Here is a 26,275-nt window from a genome sequence, read left to right on the forward strand (position 1 = left end):
TCCTATACGCAAATTGTTAACGGCGATAAACCCCGTGGCGGGTCATTCCGGAGCGTCGTGTGGCGTCTACGTCTTTTTCTCGCCGGCCAGGAGATTCTTGTAGACTTTTCCGTCCTTCATGATGACGAGGAAATTTCTGGCCGGATCTTCTATCAGTTTGATGTTGTCGATCGGGTTGCCATCGACCAGCAAGAGGTCCGCCAGCGCCCCCTCCTCAACTACACCCAGTCTGCCGGGGTATGGATTTCTGGGCCCGGACAGGCTGAGCAATTCGCCATTGGTCGATGTCGCCATCGTCAGTGCTTCGGCAGGCGTGTACCACCGGGTGAGGTCGACCAGCATCGCGCCCTGCCGTTCGGCGAGCGCCTTCGAGAACAGAACATCGGTGCCGAATGCCGTCTTGAGCCGGTATTTCCTGGCCAAGGTATAGACTCTGTCCGTGCCGGCAACCACTTGCTGCATTTTCGCTTGCTCCGCGGGTCCCAGAGCGCTTGCGCCTGACAAATCGAGGAAGGGCTGCGTGCTCAGCCAGATGCCCTTGTCGGCCATCAGGCGGGCCGTCGCGTCGTCCATCAAGTGCCCGTGCTCGATGCACTTCACTCCCGCCGCAATCGACCGCTGGATCGCAACCGACGTATAGGCGTGCACAGCGACATAGGTGCCCCAGTTCTCGGCCGCCTCGACGGCGGCATGCAACTCGGGCTCGGTGAACGTGGAGACATCGAGCGGACTGAATGGTGAGGCAACGCCGCCACCGGCGGTGAGCTTGACCTGCGAGGCGCCTTGCATGAGTTGTTCCCGGGCGCGCAGTCGAACCTCATCGGGACTGTCCGCGACCATGCTGCCGCCGATTCTTTCCATGCGGCTGAGCATGCCGCCGATCGTTCTTGGCAGATCGGAAAGCTGCCGGAAGTCGCCATGACCGCCGGTGATGGTGATCATGGCGCCGGATGGGTAGATGCGAGGTCCGACCACAAGGTCTTCATCGATGGCTCGCTTGAGGCTAAAGGTGGGTCCGCCCATATCGCGAACGGTGGTGAAGCCCCGCATCAGCGTCGCCGTCGCTTCCGCAGCCGCCAGCAGATTGGTGTAGCCAACGTCGCCGGCGATGGCGGCTGCCGGGGTTGGGCGCACCAGCATCGCATGCCAGTGGGCGTCGATCAGCCCGGGCATCAGCACGCGTTCTCCACCATTAATGACTTGAGCATTGATTACCTGGGCGTCGACCGCGATCGCCGCAGCCGAGATCTTTTCGATCTTGTTGTTGCGGACCAGGACATTCGAGGGTGCGGAAAGCGTCTGGTTCTTTCCGTCAAAAATTCGGACGTTCTGAAACAGCACCGTGGAGTCTTGTTGAGCCTGCACGGGTGACGTCGCTGCAAGGCCGATTGCCATTGCTGCGAGCCATGCCGGAATTGCCAAGCCCGGCATGCCTGATCTCTGCCAGTGGCGCATGATCAAATATCTCCACTCGTCTTGTTGTACAGAAAATCGATGCCCGCTATCCCGCCCTGACAGCCGGCTGCCAGGCGTAGGTCAGCCATCCGATGCCATGAGACAGCAGATCGACGCCCAGGAGCAGTCCGAGCACCCACAATCCGGTCGCCGGAAATCCACTCAGGATCACAAGACCCGCGAGAACGCCGAATAATCCCGACGCCAACATGATCCAGCCGAGTTGCCGCCAATGGCTGATGCCGATCAGGATTCGAACGATCCCGGAGATCAGAAACAGCAGACCGAGCGTGTAGGTCAGGATCAGCGCGCTGGCGACGGGCTGGCTCACCAATACGATCCCGAACGCGAGGTAGAGGGCGCCGAGCACCAGCTGCCACACGAACCCGCCCCAACCCTTGGTCCAGAAGGCATGGAAGATTTCAAAGCCGCCGGCAACGATGGCCATCCAGCCGATAAAGATGGTGCTGATCACGGTGAAGAACGCGACGTCGCCAAGGACCATGAGGCCGGCGATGATCATGACGATCCCCAGCAGGACGCACACCCATAAAGGCGGTGCCGGCAGGCCGGTAAGACGCACTGCGGAACTGTTGTCATAGGTGGTCATGTCGTCCTCCATTGCTTGCCGCGTTTCATCCATGGACAAGGCCGAGCGTGCTCGATGTCCGACCGGGAGCCATCGTTCGCGCTCACCGCCTTATCTCTCCTCAATCTCTCCTGGTCGGTAATTCGGCAGCCGCCGGGCCGGAACGATCGACAGCAGCGCCAGACCCGCCATGATCAAAAGGCCGATCTTCAAGGCGCGCAGGCGCGCTTCGGTATTGATGCGCACCGCCTCCGTCACCTGCGCCGGGGTTGCGGTGGTGCTGCTGAGAACGGTCTGCAGCCGGTCGTTGCTGATGAAGTTGATATTGTCGAGATCGACTTGCGCCTGGAGCTCGGGTGTGAGCTCGGGGCTGGCCGCGATGCTGGCCAGCGCGATCGCACTCAGCAGCCCGACGAGCAGCGCTCCCACCACCGCCGTCCCGACAGCGGCGGCGAGGTTGTTGGCTGTACCGCGGAGCGAGCCGACATCGCCTGCGAGTTCCTTGGGCGAGGCAGTGACCAGCACGTTGAACAGCAATGTGACGAGCGCACCCTGTCCGATGCCAAACATGATGAGCCCGAACAGGACCGGCACCTCACTCCAGTCGTTACGCACGACGAAGGCGAGCCATAACAGCGCGATGGTACAAAGGACGAAGCCGTAACGTCCGATCTGCCGCGGGGTCAGTCTGTCGTAGAACCGGACGATCAGCATCGCGGCGACGAATACCGTGAGATTAAAGGGCATCATCGCGATCGCGGTCGCGATCGGGCTGCGGCCCTGCACGATCTGAATGTAGAGCGGGACCGAGAAGTTGAGCGCAGCTTCCAGCGCGACGACCGCGAACATCGCGTAGACCGCTGCCCGCTCCTCCGGGGAATCGATCACCTGGAGCGCGAGAAGCGGGGTCTTCCCCGCCTGCTGGCGCTTGTGCGTCCACATCATGAAGATCTGGCCAAACACGACGCCCGCCACGATCAGGACCGGCGCGGGAGACAATCCGATCAGGCTGAACGGCGCGTTCGCCGTCGCCAGCAAGAGGCCCCATCCATTCAGATTGTTGAAGCCGAAGCTGATGGAAATGATCGCCGCTGCCGCGAGAATAACGCCTAGTCCGTCAATGGTGACGTCCGGGCGCCCCTCGTCGGGCTTGAGACGGTAGCTCAACAGCAAGACGATGGCCGATACCGCAATCAGAATTCCAAATACCGGCCGCCAGCCGATATAGGTGCCGAGCACGCCGCCGATGATGAAGGCAAGCACACCGGCGCCGGCGCGCGCCGAGCCCAGCGCGCCCAATGCCGTCGCCTGTTGGCGGCCTTTGTAGTTTTCTGCGATCAACGCCACCAGGGACGGCACGATCACGGCGCCCGCCACGCCGCACAGCGCCTGGGCAAAGATCATGAGCGTTGCGGTTGGGCTGAACGTCATCAGTATCTGCGAGAGACCGAACAGGACGATCGCGAAACGGTACACGCGCAACGCACCGTAGCGCTGACAGAGCTTCGCTCCGAGCATGACAAAGCCGGCGACCAGCATCGAGTAAGCCACGATGCCGGTCGCAACCGTGGTCGGCGGAACGCCGAAGCTCTTGACCATCCCGCCCATCGCAACCGGCAACGATGCCACGTTGAACGACATGATCATCTGGCCGAGCGCAATCGCGATCATGGGGACCCATGACGCGCGCTCCTCCTGGCGGATGCCGCCGATCGAAATCGTCTGTGTTGTCATGGCATCCTCCGATGGGCTCGGCGCTGGCGATCGGCTGGATCACCGAGGACCGCCGATCTCTTGAGCATTGGTTCATTCTTCCGGTTGCGACACGAACAGATCCATTCCCAGCCGCCGCGACAGGAATTTTGCGGCTTGCTGTCCCCTCACACTGTTGCCTGCGGCATCCAGAGGCGGCGCGAAGGTGCCAAAGCCGCCTTTGCCCGGAGCCACCGCGACGATGCCGCCGCCGATGCCGCTTTTTCCCGGCAGGCCGATGTCGTAAAGCCAATCGCCCGATGTTTCATACAATCCGGCCGTGATCATCACCGCCAGGGCGTAATGGCATACGGCTGCGTCGACCACGCGTTGCCTGGTGAGCGGATTGACGCCACCGTCGGCCAGCGTCGCCCCCATGACGGCCAAATCTCTGGCACTCACATTCAGCGAGCATTGCCTGGTGTAAAGGTCGGTCGCCTCCCTGGCGTCGCAATAGATGCGGCCGTAGCTCTCCAGCAGCCGCGCTATGCTTCGATTGCGGAAATTGGTCTGCGACGCTGACGCATATACCTCTTCATTGAGCGGAAGCTTGCGGCCGGCAAAGCGCGAAAGCCCGTCATGGATGAATTGCCACCGATCCTCAACGGACCCTCCGGGCGCGAGGCTCGTCGCCGCGATCGCACCCGCGTTCACCATCGGGTTGGTGCGGCCGCTGCCGTGCTCGATTGCAGCGAGCGAGTTGAACGGAAGTCCCGTGGCATTCGCTCCGAGCTTTGCGCGCGCCTCCTCAGGCCCGATCGTCTCGCAGATCAGTGCGAACAGAAACGGCTTTGACACACTCATGATCGAGAATTCGTGGTCCGCGTCTTCGGCGCCGTAGACACGCCCGCTGGTTCCGACGACGCAGACGCCGAACAGGTCCTTCGGAACCCGGGCAAGCGCGGGGTAAACCTCCGAGTTTTTTCCGTCAGCATTGGGCAAGAAGCGCCGGTACGCGTCTTCAACCAGCGACTGCACCAGCTCAGGCCCCGGCAAATGCCCGGTCGAAACGTAGGACTGTTCGAATCCGTCAAACGCAGATTGTGACGCCATCGCACCACTCCGCCGAACGAATTATCAGCTCAAGTCAGTCCGTCCATTCTGGAGTCCACCGCATGTCATTCAATGTAAACCCACACGTTTAGGATAAGTCAACTTGCAACCACCGGACTGATTCGCAAACCAGCCAACCGAATATCAAAGTCGCGATTCCGTCGTGACCGGTTCCCGAGACTCTGACGAGCGTCAGGTAAACAACACTGACACGATCGTTCGCGTTCGCAATTGAATCAAAGAGAATTTGTCGGTTGCGAATCCGGGCAATGAAAAATTTGCAACGCCTGCCCCTGGGTATACGATTGGAGGCCCGGACGATGCGACCTGTCGCCTGCACGGGCAAAACCGATGCGAAGAGAATTGGTGATATGGGCCCATCACAAGAGTGAGGCTGATCATGGTGGCGAGCACGAGTGACGGACATTACCTGCTGATCAAGAAGCTTGGTGGACTGCTCTCGATCATTCTTGGATGTCTGCTGACTGGAATTGGCGCGACGTTCGAGTCCGCCAGCACGTTGGTCGTCGGCGTCCTGCTTCTTGCGCTTGGCGCCTTCCTGCTCACGCTCAAGATCATAAGACGAAATCAGGACAGTCCTAGCGGATAGCAGGACTTGTCCGTGCCTCGCACGTGGCCGGAAGCAGAGCCAATTGCGAGCGCTCCGCGACCAGTCCGTCGCGGCATGCGGGGACGATCAGTCGACGGCCTAGTGCTGCAGGATCTTCGACAAAAACTTCTGCGCCCGGTCGCTGCGCGGCTTGCCGAAGAAGTCGACCTTCTTGGCGTCCTCGACGATCTCGCCGCGGTCCATGAAGATCACGCGGTCGGCGACCTTGTTGGCGAAGCCCATTTCGTGGGTGACAACCATCATGGTCATGCCCTCGCGGGCGAGGTCGACCATCACGTCGAGCACCTCGCTGATCATCTCGGGGTCGAGCGCCGAGGTCGGCTCGTCAAACAGCATGGCGATCGGGTTCATCGCGAGCGCGCGTGCGATCGCGACGCGCTGCTGCTGGCCGCCCGACAGCTCGGCCGGATATTTCTTCGCGTGATCCTTCAGCCCGACCCGATCCAGCAGCTTCATGCCCGTGACTGTGGCGTCGTCATGCTTGCGTCCCAGCACCTTCTCCTGCGCGAGGCAGAGATTGTCGATGATCCGCAGATGAGGAAACAGCTCGAAATGCTGGAACACCATGCCGACGCGCGAGCGCAGCTTCGGCAAATCGGTCTTCGGATCATTGACCTTGACGCCGTCGAGGATGATGTCGCCCCCCTGAATCGGCTCCAGCGCATTGACGCATTTGATCAGGGTCGATTTTCCCGAACCGGACGGGCCGCAGACCACGACCACCTCGCCCTTGGCGACGCTGGTGGTGCAATCCTTCAGCGCCTGGAAGCTCGGCCCATACCATTTGTCGACGTGGTTGATCTCGATCATGTGTGACTCAAAAGTTGCAACGGGCTCGCTTTGAACACCTCTCCCACAGGGAGAGGTCGGATCGCGCGAGCGATCCGGGTGAGAGGCTTAAATCCATCGATAGGCCGGACCCCCTCACCCGGCGCTACGCGCCGACCTCTCCCCATGGGAGAGGTGAAGTGGTTCGTGCCCTGATCAACCAGTCGCATAAGTAACCTATCGCACGATGGCAATGCGCGCCTGCAGGCGGCGGACGAAGAAGGATGCAGCACAGCAAATGACGAAGTAGACCAGCGCTGCGAACAGATACATTTCGACCAAACGGCCGTCGCGCTGGGCCACCTTGCTGGCAGCACCGAGGAAATCCGGAATCGACAGCACGTAGACCAGCGAGGTGTCCTGGAACAGCACGATGGTCTGCGTCAGCAGCACCGGCAGCATGTTGCGGAACGCCTGCGGCAGCACGACGTAGCGCATGGTCTGGCTGTAGGTCAGGCCGAGCGCGTTGGCCGCAGCCGGCTGGCCGCGCGAGATCGACTGGATGCCGGCGCGCATGATCTCGGAGAAATACGCCGCCTCGAACATCACGAACGTAATCAGCGAGGAGGCGAAGGCGCCGACGCTGATCGGGCGCGACGCACCGGTGATCCACTGGCCGATATAGGGCACCAGGAAGTAGAACCAGAAGATCACCAGCACCAGCGGCAGCGAGCGCATGAAGTCGACGTAGAAACCGGCAATGCGTCCGAGCACCTTGTAGCCCGACAGCCGCATCAGGGCGATCAGCGTGCCGAACACCAGGCCGCCCAGGGCGGCGAGCGCCGTGAGCGTCAGCGTGAATCGCATCCCCTCGAAGAACAAATAGGGCAGCGCGCGGCGGATGACATCGAAATCGAAGTTCGTGAACATCGTTATTTCCCCGAGATGTAGCCGGGGATCGCGACATAGCGCTCGAGAAAGCGCATCGCGGTGACGACGACGAAATTGACGAGGAGGTAGAGCACGGTGGCCGCGGTGAAGGCCTCGAACACCTGGAACGAGAATTCCTGCATCGAACGCGCCTCGCCGGTCAGCTCAATCAGGCCGATGGTGATCGCCACGGCCGTGTTCTTGATGGTGTTGAGGAATTCCGAGGTCAGCGGCGGCAGGATGATGCGGAATGCGATCGGCAGGAGCACGTAACGATAGGTCTGCACTGTGGTCAGCCCGAGCGCGGTCGCGGCCATCTTCTGCCCGCGCGGCAGCGAGCCGATACCGGCCTGCAATTGCACCGCGACGCGCGCCGACATGAACAGGCCGATACCGATCGCGGCGGTCCAGAACGGCGCATTCGGCAATTGCTTCATCCAGAGCCCGGCGGACTGCGGCAGCAGTTCCGGCAGCACGAAGAACCACAGGAAGAGCTGCACCAGCAGCGGCATGTTGCGGAAGAACTCGACCCAGCAAAAGCCGATCCACTGCGCCGTCCGCGACGGCAGCGTGCGCAAGACACCGATGATGATGCCCATGATCAGCGCGATGATCCACGCCAGCACCGACGTCTTGATGGTGACCACCAGTCCCGCCAGCAACAGGTCGAGATAGGTGCCCGTCCCCATCGGGTTCGGCTCAAGGAAGATATGCCAGTTCCAGTTATAGTTCACGGGTCCCCCGCGCAAACGCGCCGATCACGCATATCTGCCGGCTAGTAAACAGCCGATATGCAACAGCCTATATGCAAATGTCCGGCCATTCTCCTCCAAAAATGGCCGGACATGTCAATTTCAGACCCTCACGCGAGAGGCAGCGGGTCTACTACGTCGTCATTGCGAGAAGCGATAGCGACGAAGCAATCCATACGTCCGCGCATTCGATGACCATGGATTGCTTCGCTTCGCTCGCAAGGACGTGGAAAGAGCTACGCTCTCTCTTCTCTTCACGGGAAGACAAGACCTACTTGTACGAATCCGGATCCGGCGAATCCGACGGCTTGGCGAACTCGTTCTCCAGCTCCGGCCCGATCGGCACGTTGAGGTTCAAGCCCTTCGGCGGAATCTTCTGGTTGAACCATTTGTCGTAGATCTTCTCGCCTTCGCCGCTGGTGTAGAGCGCGGCGGTGGCAGCGTCGACGACCTTCTTGAAGGGCGCGTCATCCTTGCGCAGCATGATGCCGTAGGGCTCGGGCTTGGAGAACGCATCCTTGGAGATGACGTAATCCCCCGGCGACTTCGAACCGGCGACGAGGCTCGCGAGCAGGATGTCGTCCATCACGAAGGCGACCGCGCGGTCGGTCTCGACCATCAGGAAGGATTCGGCGTGGTCCTTGGCCGGAATGATGTTGACGTTGAGGCCACGCGCGACATTGGCTTCGGTGAGCTGCTTGATATTGGTGGTGCCGGCGGTCGAGACCACCGTCTTGCCCTTCAGATCGTCGATCGACTTGAGCCCGCTCGACTTCTTGAAGACGTAGCGGCTCGCGGTCAGGAAGTGGGTGTTGGTGAAGGCGACCTGCTTCTGCCGCTCGGCATTGTTGGTGGTCGAACCGCATTCGAGGTCGACGGTGCCGTTGGCCATCAGCGGAATACGCGTCGCCGAAGTGACCGGGTTGAGCTTGACCTCGAGCTTGTCGAGCTTCAGCTCCTTCTTCACGGCATCGACGATCTTGTAGCAGATGTCCATGGCGTAGCCGATCGGCTTCTGGTTGTCGTCGAGATAGGAGAACGGAATCGAGGAATCGCGGAAGCCCAGCGTAATCGCGCCGGTCTCCTTGATGTTCTTCAGCGTGCCGGTCAATTCCTCGGCCTGCGCCTGGCTCGCGCCGAGCGCGGCGGCAAGCGCGAAGCCGATCAGATAGTTGCGTGTCATACGTCTACTCCTTCGTGGAAACGGTCATTTATTGCGTGAGAATGTCGGCGAGGACAGGTGCGATATAGCGGCGAAACTGTTCGGGATTCTCGCTCATCGGGAAATGACCGAGCTTCTCCATGATCGTGACGCTGGCGCCCCCTATTGCCGCTGCCGTCCGCGTAGTGTCCTCAGGCGTGCAGGAGAAATCATACTCGCCCGTGAGCAAATAGAGCTTGCATACTTTAGTATCGATTGACGCGACCCGATCGCGCAGGTCGCCGTCGACACGGTAGAAGTAAAGATCGCCCTTGAACACGCCGGGACCGCCCTGCTTGTAGGCCCACAGCGTTTCCATCCGCGCGGCTTCAGGGCTCTGCGGGGCAATGAGGCCCGATACCAGCGCGGCGCAGACTTCGCCACCATGAACGTCCGGACGATTCAGCCAGCTTGTGTCATACCACGGCGCCTGAAAGTCGGCGGCCTCGAGCCCGATCAGCGCGCGGAACTCGGCCGCATGCTCGATCGCAAGGTTGAGCACGATGCGGCCGCCGATCGAGCAGCCCATCACGACAGGCTTCTCCAGCGCGAGCGCACGACAGAAGGCGCGGATGGTCTCGGTGTATCTGATGGTGGTGAGTTGATATTCATCGCCGGTCCAGCTCTTCGGCGGATTCGACTTGCCATGAAAGGGCATATCGAAGGCAATGATGCGGAAATTTTCGGCAAACTGCGCGTCGGCGAGCAGATGCCGCCATTGGCGCCCGTCGGAGCCTGCGGTGTGCAGGCAGACCAGCGGAATGCCCTCGCCGCTCTCCTCGAAATAGATGCGATGCGCTTCGCCGCCGATCTCGACATGAACGTAGCGGCCGACCATCGGCTCGATATAGCCGTTCTCGATGTGGCCGTTCATGACACCGACGCCTGAACATGCGCCCGCGGCAGCGCCAGCAGGTCCTTGAAATACTGCAGATGCGCCATGAAGGGATGCAGATCGCCTTCCAGCACCGCCTCGCCGCGCTTGGTCAGCGCCAGCAAATCGTGCCAGCCGGGCTTCGGCTCCGCCTGCCAATAGGCCGCCCATGCCGGCGCGGTCGCGCGATAGGAGAAACGCCAGGAGCGCATCAGGCGAGGCGCCGGCACAAGCTCAACGATGCGGCCGGCGCGGATCGCGGCGTAGAACGGATGATCCATCGGACCGAGGCGGCAGTCGCAATCGAGCAGCCGGCCGCGCGCGAGCAGCGACGGGGCCTGGTCGAGCAGCGCGGGAATGCCGGCAAACGCCCTGATGATTGTGGCGTCGGTGGCGTCAGGCGATAACGTCATCTGTCGAGCAGGGTTCCGGCGGCGGGCAAGGCCATGATGGCCCGAAGCGCTGCTCCTCGCAAGGCGCCCGGAAGCACTGGAGTTTGAAGCTGTACCCGATTTAACAAAAAACGGCTGGCAGCCGCGGCAGGCGTCACCACATTTCCATCGAGCGCTCGCGGTGAGTTGCCGCTGCGAAACGCGCAGCTTTCGGACCAGGCGAACATGCCGTCAAACGGCATCGGCCTTGGCTCGGGCGGGTGAAGTTCGCGCCGATTGTGAACAATCCGTAGCAGGTCTGGCGGATGCGCCGAGTTCGATCGAGCGCGACAATTCCGTCATCTGCCCTCTCAAAGCGAGGCATCCTCGATGACCGACACAGTTCATGCCGCAATCATCCATCCCTCCGATGAACCGACGCGCCGCGACTTTCTCTACATCGCAACCGCCGCCTTCGGCGCGGTTGGCGCCGCGGCTTCCATCGTTCCCATGATCAGTCAGATGAACCCTGACGCCTCGACCTTGGCCGCGGGAGGTCCGGTCGAGCTTGATCTCACAAAGGTCGCACCGGGTCAGCAGGTGATGGTTCGCTGGCGAACCAGACCCGTCTTCGTCACCCACCGTACGCCGCAAGCCCTGGAGAAACTCAAGGATCCGGCGCTGCTCTCCCTGCTGGCCGATCCGCAATCGTCCGAGTTGCAACAGCCAACCTACGTCGAGAACTGGCATCGCTCCATCAAACCCGAGTTCGGCGTCGTGATCGGCATTTGCACCCATCTCGGCTGCATTCCGCTGTTCGAACCGCAACCGAACCCGACCTCGCCCGCGCCGAACTGGCCGGGCGGCTATTTCTGCCCGTGTCACGGCTCCAAATACGATCTCGCCGGACGTGTGTATCAAGGGGTTCCGGCGCCCTATAATCTGCCGGTTCCTCCGCATCACTTCCCGAACGACACCATGCTCAGCGTCGGCGAGAATCCGCCGACCTCCGATTTCGACTTTGCTTCCATCAAACAGATGTGAAGCAATGATGAGATCGAGTTCTGGCGTACGCAGGACGCTTTCCGGATCGAGCCTCGCTTCAGCCGATCTTGCCGGCGCGGCCGTTCTTCGGCGTCTGCGCGATTGCGCGCGCGAGCACCTGGGCTTCCTTCTTCAGCATGTCGGCGAGCTCGCTTTCGCGGCGGCGGATGCGGTCAGAGGCGGCGCCGATCGAGAGCGCGGCGACCACCTCGCCGGCATCGTCGCGGACCGGAACGCCGACGCCGCCCATGCCTGGAAACGCCGCGTCGATCAGCACGGTGTGACCGATCTTGCGGGCGGAGGCGATCCGCTCGCGAAGGAATTTCGGCGTGATGCGCGGCGATTTCGCCAGCCGCGGCACGATCACCTCGATGACGGCCTCGATCTCGGCATCCGGCAGCCAGACCAAAAGCGCGAGCGCTCCGGCGCCGACGCCGAGTGGACGGCGGCTGCCGATCTGCAGGTAGTTCGGCTGCAGCGGATGGCTGCCGACCGAACGCGCCAGATACAGCGCCTCGACGCCGGAGCGCACCGACAGCAGTGCGGTATCGGCGGAACGTTCGGAGAGCCGCAACAGGCTCGGCTGTGCCAGTTCGGCGATATCGACCGAGCGACGCGCGCCCACCGCCATCACCCGCGCCTCCTGGCCGAGCTCATAGGTCTTGGCGCCGGCGATCCGGCTGACGAAGCCTTCCTCGATCAGCGAGTTGAGGATGCGCAGCGCGGTGGCCTTGTTCAGCGAGGTGGCGTCGGCGATATCGGTGAGGCGCAGCGGCGAGCGCTGCGCCAGCACGCGCAGGATCGCACAGACCTTCTGGATCGCGTTGAACTTGTCGGACTGCCCCGGCTCCGGCAGCGGCTTCTTCCGGCCGGCCCGTGCGGTCGCAGTGGTGGACGCGTTCATGCCATTTCCTCAGTCGCAAATTCGGCGGTCATCCTAAGGCGGTTAATGGCCCCATGACATCGTATACTTTCGTCAGATGAAACTTTGATTTCGACTATGCGCGCTGCCCTGCAGCAAAATAACCGGAGTTAATTTCGCTAATTTCGTAACACGAAATCTGGCAGGGAGCTTCTAGGCGAGCCGCCTCCGGCGGATCGTGACGAGCGCGCAAAGGCTGAGAATGCAGACCGCGGTGAGATAGTAACCCGGCGCGAGCTCGCCGATCAGCGCGAAGCCGCCCATCCAGGTCATGATCGCCGGCCCCATGCCGCCGAACAATGTGACGCCGATATTGTAGCTGAGGCCGAGCCCGGTGGCGCGCGTCGCCGGCGGAAACAGTTCCGACATCAGCGCGGCGAGCGGCCCGTAATAGAGCGACTTGAGAACGCCGAGCCAGAGCACGCCGAGCAAAATAATTGTCGGCGTCGGCTTGCCGGTGAGCAGCAGGAAGGCCGGAAAGATCGACACCAGCAGCAGCAGCGCGAACAGGATCATGTGCGTGGTGCGGCCGATCTTGTCCGAGACGAAGCCTGCGATCGGCGCCAGCACGGCAACCGCGCTTTGCGCGGCGAACGCGGCGATGAATCCGACCGACGGCGGCAGGCTCAGTGTCTTCACCACATAGGTCGGCATGTAGACGATCAGGTAGTTGACGGCAGTCGACACCGCGAGCGCGCCGATGGCGAGGATCGTCGCGAGCTTCTGCCGCGCAAACACCTCCGTGACCGGCGACTCCTGCTTCCCCGCAGGCGGCGGCGTCGCGTCGTCGACATTGTTGCGGATGTAGATGCCGACCGGGCCGATCAGGACGCCGAACAGGAACGGCAGCCGCCAACCCCAGGACTGCAGGTCCTCCGCGCCCATGAACGATGTCAGCAGCGCGCCGAAGCCTGCCCCCAACAGGCCGCTGACGCCCTGGCTCGCGAATTGCCAGCTCGCGACAAAGCCGCGCCGCTCCGGCATGTGCTCGACCAGGAACGCGGTCGAAGAGCCGAACTCGCCGCCGGCGGAAAATCCCTGCACCAGGCGTGCGAGAATGACCGCGATCGGCGCCACGATGCCGATGCTCGCATAGGTCGGCATCAGCGCTAGCACGAGCGTGCCCACCGTCATCAGCACGATCGAGGTCATCAGCGAGGCCTTGCGGCCGTGACGGTCGGCATAGGCGCCGAGCATGATACCGCCGATCGGGCGGACCAGGAACGACAGGCCGAAGCTGCCGAAGGTCAGCAGCAGCGAGGTGGTCGGGTCATTGGCCGGGAAGAACGCCTTGGAGAGATAGACCGCGAAATAGGCGTAGATCGAGATGTCGTACCATTCGAGCGCATTGCCGATCGAAGTCGCGACGATCAGCCGGGTGATGTTCTTCTTTGTGCCGACGTCGGCCTGAGAGTTAATCGGCTTCGATAGTGTCATCTAGATCCCTTGACGATCTCAGGCTTTCTCGCTGCTTCGTTCACCTCTCCCCGCTTGCGGGGAGAGGTCGGATTGCATCGCCAGATGCAATCCGGGTGAGGGGGTACAGGTCTCAACGATCGGTTTGGTCGCGGAGAGAGGCCCCTCACCCCACCCTCTCCCCGCAAGAGCGGGGCGAGGGAGCCTATCCAGTCTTTGCTCGGCTCAACGGCGCGCAGGTCACGATTTGCGCGGCGTCTCGCCGAGGTCCCAGAACAGGCCGGCCATGATGGTCAGCGCCTCCTCCGTCACCGGCAGCAGGATGTGCTCGTCGGGGGCGTGCTGCGAGCAGCCCGGGTAGGAATGCGGCACCCAGATCGTCGGCAGCCCGAGGCCTTCGGAGAACACGTCGTTGGGCAGCGAGCCGCCGAAATTCGGCAGCACCGCCGGCGCCTTGCCGGTGGTGGTGCGGATCGAATCTGCCGCCCACTCGATCCACGGGCTATCCATGTCGGTGCGCGAGGCACCAAACCGCTGCGCGCCGGAGACTTCCACCATCGGAAAGCCGTTGGCGTGCAGATGGGTACGCACGCCGTCGATCACTTCGAGATATTTGGTACCGACGACGAAGCGGAGCTGCAGCACGGCACTGGCTTTTCCCGGAATCGCGTTGGCCGGCTTGTCGATATTGCCTGACGACATCGCCAGCACTTCCAGCGTGTTCCAGGCATAGAGCCGTTCGGCGGCGGTGAGGCCTTCCTCGCCCCAGTTCTCCGCGAGCGCAGGCTCGTCCGCCGTCGGCTCGACCTTGACGTCGGCAAGCGCGGCGCGGACGCGGTTGGAGATCGGCGGGGGTTTCAGGATCTCGAGCTTCATGCGGCCCTTGCCGTCAACCAGGCTTGCGATCGCATTGCAAAGGATCGTGGCGGGATTGGCGAGCACGCCGCCCCAATTGCCGGAATGATTGCCACCCTCGCGCAAATTGACGTCGAGATGGATGCGGTTGCCACCGCGGCAGCCGAGGAAGATGGTCGGCCGCTCGGCCGAGAGCCGCGGCCCGTCGGAGGCCACGAACAGATCGGCCTTCAGCTCCTCGCGATGCGCCTCGCAGACCTCGCGCAGGTCGGGCGAGCCGATTTCCTCGCCGGTCTCGATGATGAATTTGGCGTTGAAGCCGAGCTTGCCGCCGCGCGCCTGCTTCACCGCGCGGAGCGCCGCCATGTTGATGGAATGCTGGCCCTTGTTGTCGGCGGTGCCGCGGCCATAGACCCGATCGCCCTTGACCGTGGTCTGCCAGGGATTGAGGCCATCGCGCCATTCGCCGACCATACCGTCGACGACGTCGCCATGGCCGTAAGTGAGCACCGTCGGTCGCGACGCGTCCTCCTGGTAGTCGGCGATCAGATAGGGCCCGCGACCGGTCGGCGATTCGATCAGCCGGGTCTTGAAATCGAGCTCGGCGAAGGCCGGCTGCAAATTCTCGACCAGATAGGCGCGCAGGGCGTCACCCTTGTCGGCATTGAGGCTCTCGGTCTGATAGCCGACCCTGCGGTCGAGTTCCTTCAAGAACTGTCCCGATTGAAAATGCTCTCGCACAACAGCGATTGCGTCGGCCCGTGTCGCCATGATCATCCCTTCGGAGGTACGCTTGAAGCGGCCAACCTAGCGGGATCGGATGACCGGACGAAGTGGCGCAAATGCGAATGGGCCTTGCCAAAACATGAGAAGTCGCAACACATTTCGATCCGTCAAGCCCGGCGTCTGACCGGGCATCCACTGCGCGCCCAGGTTTCGACAATGACAAAACAAATCCGGCTCAACGCCTTTGCCATGAATTGCGTGGCGCATCAGTCGCCGGGGCTGTGGACCCATCCGCGCGACCGCACCAAGGACTACAACAAGCTGTCCTACTGGACCGATCTCGCCAGGACGCTGGAGCGCGGACGGTTCGACGGGCTGTTCCTCGCCGACGTGCTCGGCGTCTACGATGTCTATGCCGGCACTCCGGATGCGGCGCTGCGCAACGCGGCGCAGACGCCGGCCAACGAGCCCCTGATGCTGATCCCGGCGATGGCCGCGGTGACCGAACATCTCGGCTTCGGCGTCACCAGCAACCTCTCGTTCGAGCCGCCCTACCCGTTCGCACGGCGGATGTCGACGCTCGACCATCTGACCGGCGGCCGGGTCGGCTGGAACGTGGTGACCGGCTATCTCGATTCGGCCGCGCGCGGCGCCGGCAAGGACAAGCAGACCGCGCATGACGACCGCTACGAGCTCGCGGACGAGTATATGGAGCTGGTCTACAAGCTCTGGGAGGGCAGCTGGGAGGACGACGCCGCGATCCGTGACATCACGCGCGGCATCTTCACCGATCCTGCGAAGGTGCATCCGGTGCGCCACGAGGGCACCAACTACCGGCTCAACGCCATCCATCTCTCGGAGCCGTCGCCACAGCGCACGCCGGTGCTGTACCAGGCCGGCACCTCGCCGCGCGGCCGGCAATTCGCCGCCGAGCACGCCGAATGCGTGTTCATGTCGGGGCCGTCGTCCAAGGTGATCGGTCCGCGCGTCACGGCGATCCGCGAGCTTGCTGCCACAAAGGGCCGCAACCCAGCCGATATCCTGATGTTCTCGATGATGTGCATCGTGGTCGCGCCAACTGAAGCAGAGGCCAAGGCGAAATATGCGGAGTACCGCAGCCATGTCAGCCACGAGGGCGCGCTGGCGCTGATGTCGGGCTGGACCGGCGTCGACTTCTCGACCTATTCGCTCGACCAGGAGGTGCGCCACGTACAGAACGACGCCGGCCGCTCCGCGATGGACAACGTCACCCGCGCCGATCCCGACCGCGTCTGGACCGTGCGCGAGGTCGCCGAACATGTCGGCATCGGCGGCGCCGGCCCTGTCATCGTCGGCTCGCCCGAGCAGGTCGCCGACAAGATCGAGCAGTGGTTCGAGGAGACCGGTGTCGACGGCCTCAACGTCGCATTCGCGATCTCGCCGGGTGATTTCGAGGATATCGCCGACATGCTGGTGCCGGAGCTGACCAGGCGCGGCCGCTACAAGAGCGAGTACGCGAAGGGCACGTTGCGGGAGAAACTGTTCGGAACGGGGCGAGCGCGGCTCGACGCGACGCATCCGGCGGGCCGGTATCGGGTCAAGCCGAGAGCAGCGGCAGCGGAATAGGCGCGCCGGGCGAGCCGGTCCTCGCCTCTCCCCGCTTGCGGCAGGGCTATCGCAGGGGCAACTGCCAAAATATCGAGAACAACCCTATGCAAAGTAGCCGACGGCTGCCGGCGTTCGACACCACTACTTGACACGTCGGGCAAATCAGCGGTATTATTCGATTATTCCGAAATATCGTAAGCCCGTAGGATGGGTGGAGCGCAGCGATACCCATCATCCCGCCGCAAGGGCGATGGGTATCGCTTCGCTCCACCCATCCTACGATTCCTGTTCTGCCTCAATTCACCGAATTGCTCACCACCACCTCGATCAGCTTCGCACCGGGCCTTTCGAACGCCGACTTCATCACGCCCTTCAGCTGCTGCGGATCGGTTACCTTGATCGCCTCCAGCCCGAGCGATCGAGCGACGCCGGTGAAATCCACCGGCGGGTCGATGAAATCCATGCCGACATAATTGTCGTCGCCGTGGAAGGCGAGCAGGCGCTGCTTGATGATGCGGTAGCCGCCATTGTTGACGATCACGAACGTCAGCGGCAGCTTGTGGTTCGCCGCGGTCCACAGCGACTGGATCGAATACATCGAGGAGCCGTCGCCGGAATAGCAAACCACCGGCCGGGTCGGATTGGCGAGGCTGACGCCGACCGCGGCCGGCAGGCCCCAGCCGATGCCGCCGGAGGCCAGCGCGTGATAGCCATAGCGGTCGCGATGCGGCCTCAAGCCGAGCATCTGGCGCGACGAGGTCAGGCCCTCGTCGACCAGGATCGCATTGTCGGGCATCGCCTCCGCCACCTGCAGCGCGAGCCAGTCCGGATCAATCGGCGAGGTATTGGCAGCCTTCGAGATCTGCTCGACCAGCGCCCGGCGCTTGGCCGTCCAGTTCTTCGACGACAACGCTTCGATCCCATGCCTTGCGCGCGTCTCCAGCGCACTGCCGCCCGCTTGCTTCAATGCGGGCACCAGCGCGCGCAGCGTTTCCCTGACATCGGCCTTCACGGCGATCTCGGCGCCGTAGTTCTTGGCAAGATCGCTGTCGACCAGGCCGACTTGCACGATCGACAACCCGTCCGGCAGCGGGTCGACCTCGCTATAAACCGACATTCGCAGGGGATCGCCGCCGAGCGCGATCAGGAGATCGTAGGGTGCGAGTACCTCGCGGGCGACCTTCTGCAGCCGCGCGATCGCGCCCATGAAGCACGGACTTTCGGAGAGGAAGTGCGAGCCATAGGGCGTCGACGACTGCCAGGCCGGGCAACCCAGCGTCTCCGCCAGATCGGCCGCCTCGCGCAGCGCGTCGCTTTTGACGATCTCGTCGCCGACGACGATCACCGGACGCTCGGCTTTCAGGATGCGTGCGGCCAACGCCTTCAGCGATTCATCTGATGGCCTGACGCGCGTGTCGACGCGGGTGGAGCGGCCAAGCTCGATGCCGGCCTCGGAATTGAGGATGTCGCCGGGCAGCGAGATGAAGACTGGCCCGGTCGGCGGCGTGGTCGCGATCTTGGCGGCGCGGCGCACGATGCGCGGCAGATCTTCCAGCCGCGTCACCTCGACCGCCCATTTCACCAGCGGCGTCGCCATCTGCACCAGCGGGCCGTAGAGCACCGGCTCGGTCAGGCCATGGCCCTGCTCCTGCTGGCCGGCGGTGAGGATCAGCGGCGTGCCGGTGAAGCTTGCATTGTAGAGCGAGCCCATCGCGTTGCCGAGGCCCGGCGCGACATGAACGTTGCAGGCGACAAGCTTGCCGGAGGCGCGGCTGAAGCCGTCGGCCATCGCCACGACCAGGCTCTCCTGCATCGCCATCACGTAGGTAAGGTCGGGGTGGTCCTTCAGCGCGTGCATGATCGGCAATTCGGTGGTGCCGGGATTGCCGAACAGATGCGTGATGCCCTCGTCCTTCAACAGCGCCAAGAAAGCCGAGCGGCCGGTAATACGATTCTTCATGTCTCCTCCGAACCCCGCGGACGCGTTGGCCGACGGGATGGCGGAGATGACCAAACTTGCGCGGCGAGAGCAATCGAGCAGGCGGTCATGGCTGCATTCCGCAGGCGCGCGCCTGGAGCATAAAACGCCTTAGAACATCCCCTCGCGATTGCTTCGCTTCTTCTTTTTCGAGCGTTGCCAGACCACGCCGGGATAGCCTTTCAGCGGCACCAGCGGCTCGCCGGTATAGGCCCATTCCTGCAACTCCTCGATCGCGATGTGGTAGAGCGGCTGGCGGCCGGTGCGCCCTGAGAACAGCGCGCGGGGGATGTTGACCATGTGCGGCGAACGGGGGCGCTCGTAGATGATCGGTGTGCCGCAGTTGGAGCAGAAGCTGCGCGCGGTCTTGGTCGCGGCATCCTCATAACGCGAGAGCAACGCCTTGCCGTGCGTGATACGAAACCGCTTGCGCCAGCTTCCGACATAGGTGGCGTAGGCTGCACCATGCGCGCGGCGGCTGGCCTGTGTGTGATCATGCCACGCCCAGCGTGCCGGCGCGTCGATCTCGAAGCGCACCTTGCCGCACAGGCATTGACCCGCGGCCGGCTTTGCCAGCGCGACTGGCTTCGGCTTTTTCGTGGGCTCAAGTTCGTCGTCTTCCGGAAACATCGGGGTCTCCCGGCTGTCTTGTAGCCCGGATTTCGTTTCGCTCATCCGGGCTACGAAGGCTTATGCCTGTGCCAGCTCGTCGTGCGCGGGATAATCCGTGTATCCCTTCTCCTCGCCGCCGTAGAACGTCGCGCGGTTGTAGGGCGTCAGGGGATAGCCGCGCTGCAAGCGGCGGGGCAAATCCGGGTTGGAGATGAAGTAACGGCCGAAGGCGATGGCGTCGGCATGGCCTTCGGCGATCGCGCTCTGCGCATTCTCGCCGACGAAACCTCCGGCTGATATCAACACGCCGCTCCACAGCGGGCGGTACAGCACCATCGCCGACGGCACGTTCTGCCAGTTGACGTCGGCACGTCCGGCGCCGGAGGAGCGTGGCTCGATGAAGTGCAGATAGGCCAGCCCGAGCTTGTCCAGCGACGTGATGGCGTGGCTGTAGAGCGGCATCGGGTCGGCTTCCCCGCTGCCATTGGCGATACCGTAGGGCGACAGCCGCACGCCAACGCGGTTGGCGCCCCAGACATCGATCGCAGCCTGCGTCACCTCCACGAGGAAACGGACGCGGTTGTCGATGGAGCCGCCATATTGATCGGTGCGGAGGTTGCTGCGCGATTGCAGGAATTGCTCGACCAGGTAACCATTGGCGCCGTGGATCTCGACGCCGTCGAAGCCCGCGGCGAGCGCATTCCTGGCCCCCTGCCGGTAGGCCTCGACCATCAGCGCGACCTCGCTGGTCTCCAGCGCGCGCGGCGTCTCGTAGTCGGCGACCTTGCCGTCGGCCGTCATCGCCTTGAATTCGGAGGGGATTGCCACCGCCGACGGCGCGACCGGCAGCGCGCCATCAGGCTGGAACGAGGAATGCGAGACGCGGCCGACGTGCCAGAGTTGCAGGAAGATGATGCCGCCCTCGGCGTGCACGGCATCGACCACTTCGCGCCAGCCCGCGATCTGGGCTTCGGTGTAGACGCCGGGGACGCCGGGATTGCCGAAGCCGGTCGCGACCACCGGCGAAGCCTCCGCGATCAGCAACCCGCCCGGCGTGGCGCGCTGCGCGTAATAGTCGGCGTTCAGCGGCCGTGGCGCGAGGCCCGGCCTCGTCGCCCGCATCCGCGTCAGCGGCGCCATCACGACCCGGTGCTTGAGCTGGTAGGGACCGATCTGGAGGGTAGAAAACAGCGACGGAGGATTCATGCCTGCCCCGGATATTCTTGTGCGATTTCCCGTTATGTAACGGGTTCATCTTGTTCGCAAAAGCGGGTAGTGGCAATCTATTGCGGAGACTAGCAGGCTTGCCATGTCGAAACCGAGCGCCACATTGCTCCCTTCCCTGAGCGTCCGCATCGATCTCGATGCCGAGGGCAGGATCGGGCCGGGCAAGATCCAGCTCCTGGAAAACATCCGGGAATGCGGGTCGATCTCGGCTGCCGGCCGCGCCATGGACATGAGCTACAAACGCGCCTGGGACCTCGTCGATGAAATCAACCGCATCTGTCGCCAGGCGGCCGTGGCGCGGCAGACCGGCGGCAGGAACGGCGGCGGCGCGGTGCTGACCCCGTTCGGGCTGTCGCTGGTGGCACGCTACCGGAAGATCGAGCGCGATGCCGCAACCGCCGTGCGCAAGGATCTCGAAGCGTTGAGCAGCGACATCGGCAAGCCGAAGAAGGCTGCGGGGCGATAAGGGACGGCGGCGTTAGGGCCGCCGTTTTTCAATCTTCTTGGCCACGACCGAGCCAGAAATTCTCCCTCGCCCCGCTCTTGCGGGGAGAGGGTTGGGGTGAGGGGCTTCTATCCGCAAGCGAGCCGATTCTTGAGACCTGTACCCCCTCACCCGGATTGCATCTGGCGATGCAATCCGACCTCTCCCCGCAAGCGGGGAGAGGTGAAGACAGCACCTAGCCCGTCTTGATCCAGACGGCCTTGACGTTGAGATACTCCTCGACGTGCTGCTTGCCGGACTCGCGGCCGTAGCCGCTCATCTTGTAGCCGCCGAACGGCACCGCCGGATCCATCGCCTGATAGCAATTGACCCAGACCGAGCCGGCGCGCAGCGCCTTGGCGACCTGGTGCGCCTTGCTGACATTGGTGGTCCAGACGCCCGAGCCGAGGCCGAAGGTGGTGGCATTGGCGCGCTTGATCAGCTCGTCCGGATCCTTGAACGAGATCGCCGAAATCACCGGACCAAAAATCTCCTCCTGCGCGATGCGCATATTGTCCTGCACATTGGCGAACACCGTCGGCTGCACGAAATAGCCCTTCGACAGCGCGCCCTCGGTGAGGCGGCCGCCGCCGGCAAGCGCCTTGGCGCCTTCCTTCTGGCCGATATCGAGATAGCCGGAGACGCGGTCCATCTGATCCTGCGACACCAGCGGGCCGATCTGGGTGTTCGGATCGAGGCCATTGCCGACCTGCAGCTTCCTGCCGAACTCGGCGACGCGGCCGACGAATTCGTCATAGACCTTCTGCTCGACGAACAGCCGCGTGCCGGCGCTGCAGATCTGGCCCGAATTGGCGAAGACCGCCATCGCCGCGCCCGGCACCGCCGCATCGAGATCGGCATCGGCGAACACGATGTCGGGCGACTTGCCGCCGAGTTCGAGCGAAACGCGCTTGAGGTTGCCGGCCGAGGCCCGGATGATCGACTGGCCCGTGACGTGCGAGCCGGTGAATGCGACCTTGTCGACATCATGATGCGAGGCGAGCGCCGCGCCCGCCGTCTCGCCATAGCCTGATACGACGTTGACGACGCCGGGCGGAATGCCGGCTTCCATGCAGAGCTCGGCGAGCCGCAGCGAGGTCAGCGGTGATTCCTCGGCGGGCTTCAGCACCACGGTGCAGCCGGTCGCGATCGCCGGCCCGATCTTCCAGATCGAGGCCGTCAACGGTCCGTTCCAGGGGATGATGGCGCCGACCACGCCGATCGGCTCCTTCAGCGTGTAGGAGAATATCTCGCCGGGCAGCGAGTTCTCGATGGTCTCGCCATGGATCGCAGTCGCTTGCCCTGCGTAATAGCGCAGCATGCCGAGTGCGCGCAGTTTGTTGCCGCGGGTACGGCTGATCGGCGCGCCCATGTCGAGCGTGTCGAGCTGGGACAGTTCCTCGAAATTCGCCTCGACCAGTTCGGCGAGCTTGAGCAGCAGGTTCTGCCGCTCGAACGGCCTGACCTTGCTCCAGGGGCCCTCGAAGGCGCGGCGCGCGGCCGCGACCGCGCGGTTGATATCCTCGGCATCGCCCTCGGCGACTGTCGCAAGCAGTTCGCCGGTGGCCGGGTTATGGGTCTCGAATTTTTTGCCGGAGGCCGCGTCGACCCATTTGCCGTCGATCAGCATCTTCTTGTAGGAACCATCGGCGTAAGGATGGCGCGTGATCGGAATTGCCTGCGAAACAGCCATGTTTACACTCCCTGAATGTCGGCTGGCGTCTTTTGAAAGCGTTATATCGCGGATTCTACAGCGCTGACACGAAACCGTAAAGCCGAGCGGACGTTGACAAGGACGGCGCGCATGAAGACCTCCCATGCGCCCGCGTGCATGCTGTGCACAATATGCTAGCCTTCAGCCATCTTGTTTTCGATGCGTTTTCTTCACGCGAACCGGAACCACTTCGCTCGAAAACGCTATAGATTTGTCAGCCACATATGTGTCCGGAGACGACGATGCCCCACCCCGTGATGTCGCAAAATCATGTTGCCGTGATCACCGGAGGCGCCTCCGGGATCGGGCTCGCCGCGGCGATGCGCTTTGCCAAGGCCGGCATGAAGGTCTGCATCGCCGATCTCGGCGCCGACCGGCTAAAGCAAGCTGAGACAAAACTGTCATCCGCGGCACCGGGCGGCGCGGCCGACATCATGACTGAAACGGTCGATGTCAGCCGCGCGGACGAGGTCGCGGGCCTCGAGGCCGCCGTCACCAAGCGATTCGGCAGCACCGATATCCTGATGAACAATGCCGGCATCCAGCCCGGCAGCACGATGTTCGGTCCGGAGAACAATTGGCAACGCATTCTCGGCGTCAACCTGTGGGGCGTGATCAACGGTACGCAGACCTTCGCGCCTAACATGATCAAGCGCGGCAAGCCGGGGCTGATCATCAACACCGGCTCCAAGCAGGGCATCACCACGCCTCCCGGCGATCCCGCCTACAACGTCTCCAAGGCCGGCGTGAAGGCCTTCACCGAGGCGCTGCAGCACGAGCTGCGCAACACCGACGGCTGCAAGATCACGGCACATCTGCTGATCCCGGGCTTCGTCTTCACGGGGCTGACGGCGCGCGGCCGCAGCGAGAAGCCGGCCGGCGCCTGGACCGCGGAGCAGACCGTCGACTTCATGATCGAGCGTCTCGACGCCGGCGATTTCTACATCTTGTGCCCCGACAATGACGTGCACCGCGCGCTCGACGAACGCCGCATCCTGTGGGCGGCCGGCGACATCGTCGAGAACCGCCCGCCGCTGTCGCGCTGGCATCCGGACTATGGCGATGCGTTCGCAGAGTTCGTGAAGGGGAAGTAGCTCCCTCCCCGTCATTGCGAGGAGCGACGCGACGAAGCAATCCATAGTTCCGCGTGTGTGGACGGATGGATTGCTTCGCTTCGCTCGCAATGACGGGACGGCGTTATTGAGCTAATTCGCCCGCACGCGGATCTGCGTCGCGGGTTGCGCGACCAGCGCCTCGCCGAGTTCGCTCTGCTGGGCGCGCGGGATCGAGAAGCAGACACTGAATCCATCTGTGGTTTTGAGCGTCATCATGCCCTGGGTCGGATCGGTCGATTGCTCGATCACCCATGAATCCAGCGGATAGGCATAGCGCAAGCTCTGGTCGCCGAAACGGGTCTGCAGCGCCTTGCTGATCAGCCCAGGCAGCGTCATGACCAGCGCGCCGACCTGGTTGATCGACAGCCGGATCGTCGCCGGCTCACCCTTGCCGTCCACGAACCCCAGCGAAATGGCGCAGCCGTCGGGCGCGACTTCGCAGGTGGTGAGTTCCTGGGTTTCGATCTGCATACCGGCACTCCGGATCATATCTTCGTTATAGTCGATAGAATATATCGATCTGGCTGCGACCGTCCAGCCGTCAAGTTAATAGGCCGTGGCTCCCCCATCGCATACGTGATATATGACAGGATATAGCGAGGCCTCGAAGGGCCCGTTTGACCAGGGAGAGCAAAGCCTATGAGTGATTACAATCTTCTCATTGACGGCAAGATGGTACCCGGCGACCAGACCATGCCGGTCCTCAACCCGGCGACCGAAGAGGTGGTGGCGCAGTGCCCGCGCGCCTCGAAGGACCAACTCGACAAGGCTGTCGCCGCCGCGAAGGCCGCCTTTCCCGCATGGGCCGCGACCCCGATGGAGGAGCGTCGCAAGCTCATCATCAAGATGGCTGAAGCGATCGAGGCCAATACCAGCGAACTCGCGCGCATCCTGACCAGCGAGCAGGGCAAGCCGCTCGCGGACGCCACCGGCGAAGTCATGGGCATGGCCGGCTTCTTCCGCTACCTCGGCTCGCTCGATCTGCCGATGCGCGTGATCGAGAATTCCGGCGATCGCAAGGTCGAGGCCTATCGCCGCCCGCTCGGCGTGGTCGGCGCGATCATTCCCTGGAACTATCCGCTGCTGATCCTTGCATTCAAGCTGCCGTCGGCGCTGCTCGCCGGCAATACGCTGGTGGTCAAGCCCGCCCCGACCACGCCGCTGGCGTCGCTGCGCTTTGCCGAATTGGTCAAGGACATCCTGCCGAAGGGCGTGCTGAACTTCATCGCCGACGCCAACGACCTCGGCGATCACATGACCAAGCACCCGGACATCCGCAAGATCTCCTTCACCGGCTCGACGGCGACCGGCCAGAAGGTGATGGCGAGCGCATCGCAGACGCTGAAGCGGATCACGCTCGAACTCGGCGGCAACGACGCCGGCATCGTGCTCGACGACGTCGATCCGAAGAAGGTCGCACCCGGCATCTTCGAGGGCGCGTTCCAGAACTCCGGCCAGGTCTGCCTCGCCATCAAGCGGCTCTATGTGCACGAGTCGGTCTATGACGAAATCTGCAACGAGCTGGTGGCGATCGCGAAGAACACGGTGGTCGATGATGGCTCCAAGCAGGGCACCAAGCTCGGGCCGCTGCAGAACAAGATGCAGTACGAGAAGGTGAAGGCGTTCCTCGACGACGCCCGCAAGAACGGCAACGTGATCGCCGGCGGTTCCGCGATGGACCGTCCCGGCTACTTCATCGAGCCGACCATCGTGCGCGACATCAAGGAAGGTTCCAAGCTGGTCGACGAGGAGCAGTTTGGCCCCGTGCTGCCGGTCATCAAATACTCCGACAAGGACGACGTGATCCGCCGCGCCAACGCCACGAACTACGGCCTCGGCGCCTCGGTGTGGTCGTCCAATATCGACCGCGCCCACGCCGTCGCGACCCAGATCGAGGCCGGCACGGTGTGGATCAACAAGCACCTCGACATGGCCCCGAACATCCCGTTCGGCGGCGCCAAGCAGTCGGGCATCGGTACCGAGTTCGCCGAGGAAGGCCTCGCCGAGTTCACCCAGCTGCAGATCATCAACGGCCCGCCGGCCGTCTGATCCTGATCAAGGCGATCGCGGCGCAATGGCGCCGCGATCGCTCCCCCGCCCAACACGAACAGAGCCGCTTCATGTTCGACGCCCAATGCGACCTCGCCGCCCTGGTGTATGACGGTGCAGGGTCTCGCTGCGAACGGCGGCGCAGATTGCGCCGGATCACATCACGGTCT

At 63.2% G+C, this 26,275-nt stretch carries 25 protein-coding genes; 6 read left to right on the forward strand and 19 right to left on the reverse strand.

Annotated elements, in window-relative coordinates; genetic code table 11:
* Nucleotides 1-66 precede the first annotated feature (66 nt).
* The 4 genes from ACP2YO_RS41050 to glsA all read right to left on the reverse strand — a co-directional run bounded on the left by ACP2YO_RS41050 (nt 67) and on the right by glsA (nt 4,849).
* Nucleotides 67-1,431: an amidohydrolase family protein gene (locus tag ACP2YO_RS41050; protein ID WP_426436883.1), complete on the reverse strand. Its 1,365-nt coding sequence runs from the start codon at nt 1,429-1,431 to the stop codon at nt 67-69.
* Nucleotides 1,432-1,501: 70 nt separating this feature from the next.
* The gene (locus ACP2YO_RS41055) at nt 1,502-2,065 is read right to left on the reverse strand and encodes an HdeD family acid-resistance protein (protein ID WP_426436884.1); all 564 of its coding nucleotides are present in this window, start codon (nt 2,063-2,065) and stop codon (nt 1,502-1,504) included.
* Nucleotides 2,066-2,155: 90 nt separating this feature from the next.
* Complete coding sequence (locus tag ACP2YO_RS41060; RefSeq protein WP_426436885.1) at nt 2,156-3,778, reverse strand: MFS transporter; 1,623 nt, start codon at nt 3,776-3,778, stop codon at nt 2,156-2,158.
* 72 nt (nt 3,779-3,850) lie between these two features.
* Entirely contained in the window at nt 3,851-4,849 is a 999-nt protein-coding gene (glsA, locus tag ACP2YO_RS41065; protein WP_426436886.1) for a glutaminase A, read from the reverse strand.
* 400 nt (nt 4,850-5,249) lie between these two features.
* Here glsA and ACP2YO_RS41070 point away from each other — a divergent pair, with 400 nt between their 5' ends.
* Nucleotides 5,250-5,459 carry a hypothetical protein gene (locus tag ACP2YO_RS41070; RefSeq protein ID WP_426436887.1) on the forward strand — a complete coding sequence of 70 codons (210 nt, stop codon included), beginning with the start codon at nt 5,250-5,252 and terminating at the stop codon, nt 5,457-5,459.
* A gap of 99 nt (nt 5,460-5,558) precedes the next feature.
* Here ACP2YO_RS41070 and ACP2YO_RS41075 read toward each other — a convergent pair whose 3' ends face one another.
* The 7 genes from ACP2YO_RS41075 to ACP2YO_RS41105 form a co-directional block, all read right to left on the reverse strand.
* On the reverse strand, nt 5,559-6,290 hold the full coding sequence (locus ACP2YO_RS41075) for an amino acid ABC transporter ATP-binding protein (protein WP_426436888.1): 732 nt from the start codon (nt 6,288-6,290) through the stop codon (nt 5,559-5,561).
* Nucleotides 6,291-6,485: 195 nt separating this feature from the next.
* Nucleotides 6,486-7,178: an amino acid ABC transporter permease gene (locus ACP2YO_RS41080; protein ID WP_426436889.1), complete on the reverse strand. Its 693-nt coding sequence runs from the start codon at nt 7,176-7,178 to the stop codon at nt 6,486-6,488.
* A 2-nt stretch (nt 7,179-7,180) separates the two neighbouring features.
* On the reverse strand, nt 7,181-7,912 hold the full coding sequence (locus ACP2YO_RS41085; protein WP_426436890.1) for an amino acid ABC transporter permease: 732 nt from the start codon (nt 7,910-7,912) through the stop codon (nt 7,181-7,183).
* A gap of 289 nt (nt 7,913-8,201) precedes the next feature.
* Entirely contained in the window at nt 8,202-9,113 is a 912-nt protein-coding gene (locus ACP2YO_RS41090; protein ID WP_426436891.1) for an amino acid ABC transporter substrate-binding protein, read from the reverse strand.
* 28 nt (nt 9,114-9,141) lie between these two features.
* On the reverse strand, nt 9,142-10,005 hold the full coding sequence (locus ACP2YO_RS41095) for an alpha/beta fold hydrolase (RefSeq protein ID WP_426436892.1): 864 nt from the start codon (nt 10,003-10,005) through the stop codon (nt 9,142-9,144).
* A complete protein-coding gene (locus ACP2YO_RS41100) occupies nt 10,002-10,418 on the reverse strand; it encodes a hypothetical protein (RefSeq protein ID WP_426436893.1) in 417 nt (138 codons plus the stop codon). Before ACP2YO_RS41100 ends, ACP2YO_RS41095 begins: the two co-directional genes overlap by 4 nt.
* A complete protein-coding gene (locus ACP2YO_RS41105) occupies nt 10,415-10,639 on the reverse strand; it encodes a hypothetical protein (protein WP_426436894.1) in 225 nt (74 codons plus the stop codon). The genes ACP2YO_RS41100 and ACP2YO_RS41105 overlap by 4 nt, the downstream gene beginning before the upstream one ends.
* Before the next feature lie 127 nt (nt 10,640-10,766).
* On the opposite strand from ACP2YO_RS41105, the gene petA reads away from it, so the two are divergent.
* Complete coding sequence (gene petA, locus ACP2YO_RS41110; RefSeq protein ID WP_426436895.1) at nt 10,767-11,420, forward strand: ubiquinol-cytochrome c reductase iron-sulfur subunit; 654 nt, start codon at nt 10,767-10,769, stop codon at nt 11,418-11,420.
* Nucleotides 11,421-11,478: 58 nt separating this feature from the next.
* Here petA and ACP2YO_RS41115 read toward each other — a convergent pair whose 3' ends face one another.
* From ACP2YO_RS41115 to ACP2YO_RS41125, 3 genes are all read right to left on the reverse strand, one after another.
* Nucleotides 11,479-12,324 carry an IclR family transcriptional regulator gene (locus ACP2YO_RS41115; RefSeq protein ID WP_426436896.1) on the reverse strand — a complete coding sequence of 282 codons (846 nt, stop codon included), beginning with the start codon at nt 12,322-12,324 and terminating at the stop codon, nt 11,479-11,481.
* 171 nt (nt 12,325-12,495) lie between these two features.
* The gene (locus tag ACP2YO_RS41120; protein ID WP_426436897.1) at nt 12,496-13,779 is read right to left on the reverse strand and encodes an MFS transporter; all 1,284 of its coding nucleotides are present in this window, start codon (nt 13,777-13,779) and stop codon (nt 12,496-12,498) included.
* Nucleotides 13,780-13,998: 219 nt separating this feature from the next.
* Nucleotides 13,999-15,384, reverse strand: coding sequence for a M20 family metallopeptidase (locus tag ACP2YO_RS41125; protein WP_426436898.1), 1,386 nt, complete (start codon nt 15,382-15,384; stop codon nt 13,999-14,001).
* A 171-nt stretch (nt 15,385-15,555) separates the two neighbouring features.
* Here ACP2YO_RS41125 and ACP2YO_RS41130 point away from each other — a divergent pair, with 171 nt between their 5' ends.
* Entirely contained in the window at nt 15,556-16,944 is a 1,389-nt protein-coding gene (locus ACP2YO_RS41130; protein WP_426436899.1) for an LLM class flavin-dependent oxidoreductase, read from the forward strand.
* 277 nt (nt 16,945-17,221) lie between these two features.
* Here the strand turns inward: ACP2YO_RS41130 and ACP2YO_RS41135 are convergent, their stop codons facing one another.
* The 3 genes from ACP2YO_RS41135 to ACP2YO_RS41145 form a co-directional block, all read right to left on the reverse strand.
* Nucleotides 17,222-18,886: a thiamine pyrophosphate-binding protein gene (locus tag ACP2YO_RS41135; protein ID WP_426436900.1), complete on the reverse strand. Its 1,665-nt coding sequence runs from the start codon at nt 18,884-18,886 to the stop codon at nt 17,222-17,224.
* A 129-nt stretch (nt 18,887-19,015) separates the two neighbouring features.
* Nucleotides 19,016-19,534, reverse strand: a complete 519-nt coding sequence (locus tag ACP2YO_RS41140; RefSeq protein ID WP_426436901.1) for a GFA family protein — start codon at nt 19,532-19,534, stop codon at nt 19,016-19,018.
* Between the two features lie 60 nt (nt 19,535-19,594).
* Nucleotides 19,595-20,722: an alkene reductase gene (locus tag ACP2YO_RS41145; protein WP_426436902.1), complete on the reverse strand. Its 1,128-nt coding sequence runs from the start codon at nt 20,720-20,722 to the stop codon at nt 19,595-19,597.
* A 103-nt stretch (nt 20,723-20,825) separates the two neighbouring features.
* Between ACP2YO_RS41145 and ACP2YO_RS41150 the strand changes: the two genes are divergently transcribed.
* Entirely contained in the window at nt 20,826-21,209 is a 384-nt protein-coding gene (locus ACP2YO_RS41150) for a winged helix-turn-helix domain-containing protein (protein ID WP_426436903.1), read from the forward strand.
* Nucleotides 21,210-21,423: 214 nt separating this feature from the next.
* Here ACP2YO_RS41150 and ACP2YO_RS41155 read toward each other — a convergent pair whose 3' ends face one another.
* Complete coding sequence (locus ACP2YO_RS41155) at nt 21,424-22,920, reverse strand: aldehyde dehydrogenase family protein (protein WP_426436904.1); 1,497 nt, start codon at nt 22,918-22,920, stop codon at nt 21,424-21,426.
* Nucleotides 22,921-23,183: 263 nt separating this feature from the next.
* Between ACP2YO_RS41155 and ACP2YO_RS41160 the strand changes: the two genes are divergently transcribed.
* Entirely contained in the window at nt 23,184-24,035 is an 852-nt protein-coding gene (locus ACP2YO_RS41160; protein WP_426436905.1) for an SDR family NAD(P)-dependent oxidoreductase, read from the forward strand.
* Nucleotides 24,036-24,146: 111 nt separating this feature from the next.
* On the opposite strand, the gene ACP2YO_RS41165 is transcribed toward ACP2YO_RS41160, so the two are convergent.
* The gene (locus ACP2YO_RS41165) at nt 24,147-24,527 is read right to left on the reverse strand and encodes a hypothetical protein (RefSeq protein ID WP_426436906.1); all 381 of its coding nucleotides are present in this window, start codon (nt 24,525-24,527) and stop codon (nt 24,147-24,149) included.
* 168 nt (nt 24,528-24,695) lie between these two features.
* Between ACP2YO_RS41165 and ACP2YO_RS41170 the strand changes: the two genes are divergently transcribed.
* A complete protein-coding gene (locus ACP2YO_RS41170) occupies nt 24,696-26,105 on the forward strand; it encodes an aldehyde dehydrogenase family protein (RefSeq protein ID WP_426436907.1) in 1,410 nt (469 codons plus the stop codon).
* Nucleotides 26,106-26,275: the final 170 nt, after the last annotated feature.

Source organism: Bradyrhizobium genosp. P (genome assembly GCF_049949265.1).
Taxonomy (GTDB): domain Bacteria; phylum Pseudomonadota; class Alphaproteobacteria; order Rhizobiales; family Xanthobacteraceae; genus Bradyrhizobium.

What these genes read in the sequence shown, in the direction of transcription:
- ACP2YO_RS41145 (WP_426436902.1), bottom strand. Translation starts at nt 20,722, where the DNA reads ATGAATCCTCCGTCGCTGTTTTCTACCCTCCAGATCGGTCCCTACCAG.
- petA (WP_426436895.1), top strand. Translation starts at nt 10,767, where the DNA reads ATGACCGACACAGTTCATGCCGCAATCATCCATCCCTCCGATGAACCG.
- ACP2YO_RS41160 (WP_426436905.1), top strand. Translation starts at nt 23,184, where the DNA reads ATGCCCCACCCCGTGATGTCGCAAAATCATGTTGCCGTGATCACCGGA.
- ACP2YO_RS41165 (WP_426436906.1), bottom strand. Translation starts at nt 24,527, where the DNA reads ATGCAGATCGAAACCCAGGAACTCACCACCTGCGAAGTCGCGCCCGAC.
- ACP2YO_RS41155 (WP_426436904.1), bottom strand. Translation starts at nt 22,920, where the DNA reads ATGGCTGTTTCGCAGGCAATTCCGATCACGCGCCATCCTTACGCCGAT.
- ACP2YO_RS41125 (WP_426436898.1), bottom strand. Translation starts at nt 15,384, where the DNA reads ATGGCGACACGGGCCGACGCAATCGCTGTTGTGCGAGAGCATTTTCAA.
- ACP2YO_RS41150 (WP_426436903.1), top strand. Translation starts at nt 20,826, where the DNA reads ATGTCGAAACCGAGCGCCACATTGCTCCCTTCCCTGAGCGTCCGCATC.
- ACP2YO_RS41130 (WP_426436899.1), top strand. Translation starts at nt 15,556, where the DNA reads ATGACAAAACAAATCCGGCTCAACGCCTTTGCCATGAATTGCGTGGCG.
- ACP2YO_RS41095 (WP_426436892.1), bottom strand. Translation starts at nt 10,005, where the DNA reads ATGAACGGCCACATCGAGAACGGCTATATCGAGCCGATGGTCGGCCGC.
- ACP2YO_RS41060 (WP_426436885.1), bottom strand. Translation starts at nt 3,778, where the DNA reads ATGACAACACAGACGATTTCGATCGGCGGCATCCGCCAGGAGGAGCGC.
- ACP2YO_RS41170 (WP_426436907.1), top strand. Translation starts at nt 24,696, where the DNA reads ATGAGTGATTACAATCTTCTCATTGACGGCAAGATGGTACCCGGCGAC.
- ACP2YO_RS41075 (WP_426436888.1), bottom strand. Translation starts at nt 6,290, where the DNA reads ATGATCGAGATCAACCACGTCGACAAATGGTATGGGCCGAGCTTCCAG.
- ACP2YO_RS41055 (WP_426436884.1), bottom strand. Translation starts at nt 2,065, where the DNA reads ATGACCACCTATGACAACAGTTCCGCAGTGCGTCTTACCGGCCTGCCG.
- ACP2YO_RS41120 (WP_426436897.1), bottom strand. Translation starts at nt 13,779, where the DNA reads ATGACACTATCGAAGCCGATTAACTCTCAGGCCGACGTCGGCACAAAG.
- ACP2YO_RS41140 (WP_426436901.1), bottom strand. Translation starts at nt 19,534, where the DNA reads ATGTTTCCGGAAGACGACGAACTTGAGCCCACGAAAAAGCCGAAGCCA.
- ACP2YO_RS41135 (WP_426436900.1), bottom strand. Translation starts at nt 18,886, where the DNA reads ATGAAGAATCGTATTACCGGCCGCTCGGCTTTCTTGGCGCTGTTGAAG.
- ACP2YO_RS41100 (WP_426436893.1), bottom strand. Translation starts at nt 10,418, where the DNA reads ATGACGTTATCGCCTGACGCCACCGACGCCACAATCATCAGGGCGTTT.
- ACP2YO_RS41070 (WP_426436887.1), top strand. Translation starts at nt 5,250, where the DNA reads ATGGTGGCGAGCACGAGTGACGGACATTACCTGCTGATCAAGAAGCTT.
- ACP2YO_RS41050 (WP_426436883.1), bottom strand. Translation starts at nt 1,431, where the DNA reads ATGCCGGGCTTGGCAATTCCGGCATGGCTCGCAGCAATGGCAATCGGC.
- glsA (WP_426436886.1), bottom strand. Translation starts at nt 4,849, where the DNA reads ATGGCGTCACAATCTGCGTTTGACGGATTCGAACAGTCCTACGTTTCG.
- ACP2YO_RS41105 (WP_426436894.1), bottom strand. Translation starts at nt 10,639, where the DNA reads ATGCCGTTTGACGGCATGTTCGCCTGGTCCGAAAGCTGCGCGTTTCGC.
- ACP2YO_RS41080 (WP_426436889.1), bottom strand. Translation starts at nt 7,178, where the DNA reads ATGTTCACGAACTTCGATTTCGATGTCATCCGCCGCGCGCTGCCCTAT.
- ACP2YO_RS41090 (WP_426436891.1), bottom strand. Translation starts at nt 9,113, where the DNA reads ATGACACGCAACTATCTGATCGGCTTCGCGCTTGCCGCCGCGCTCGGC.
- ACP2YO_RS41115 (WP_426436896.1), bottom strand. Translation starts at nt 12,324, where the DNA reads ATGAACGCGTCCACCACTGCGACCGCACGGGCCGGCCGGAAGAAGCCG.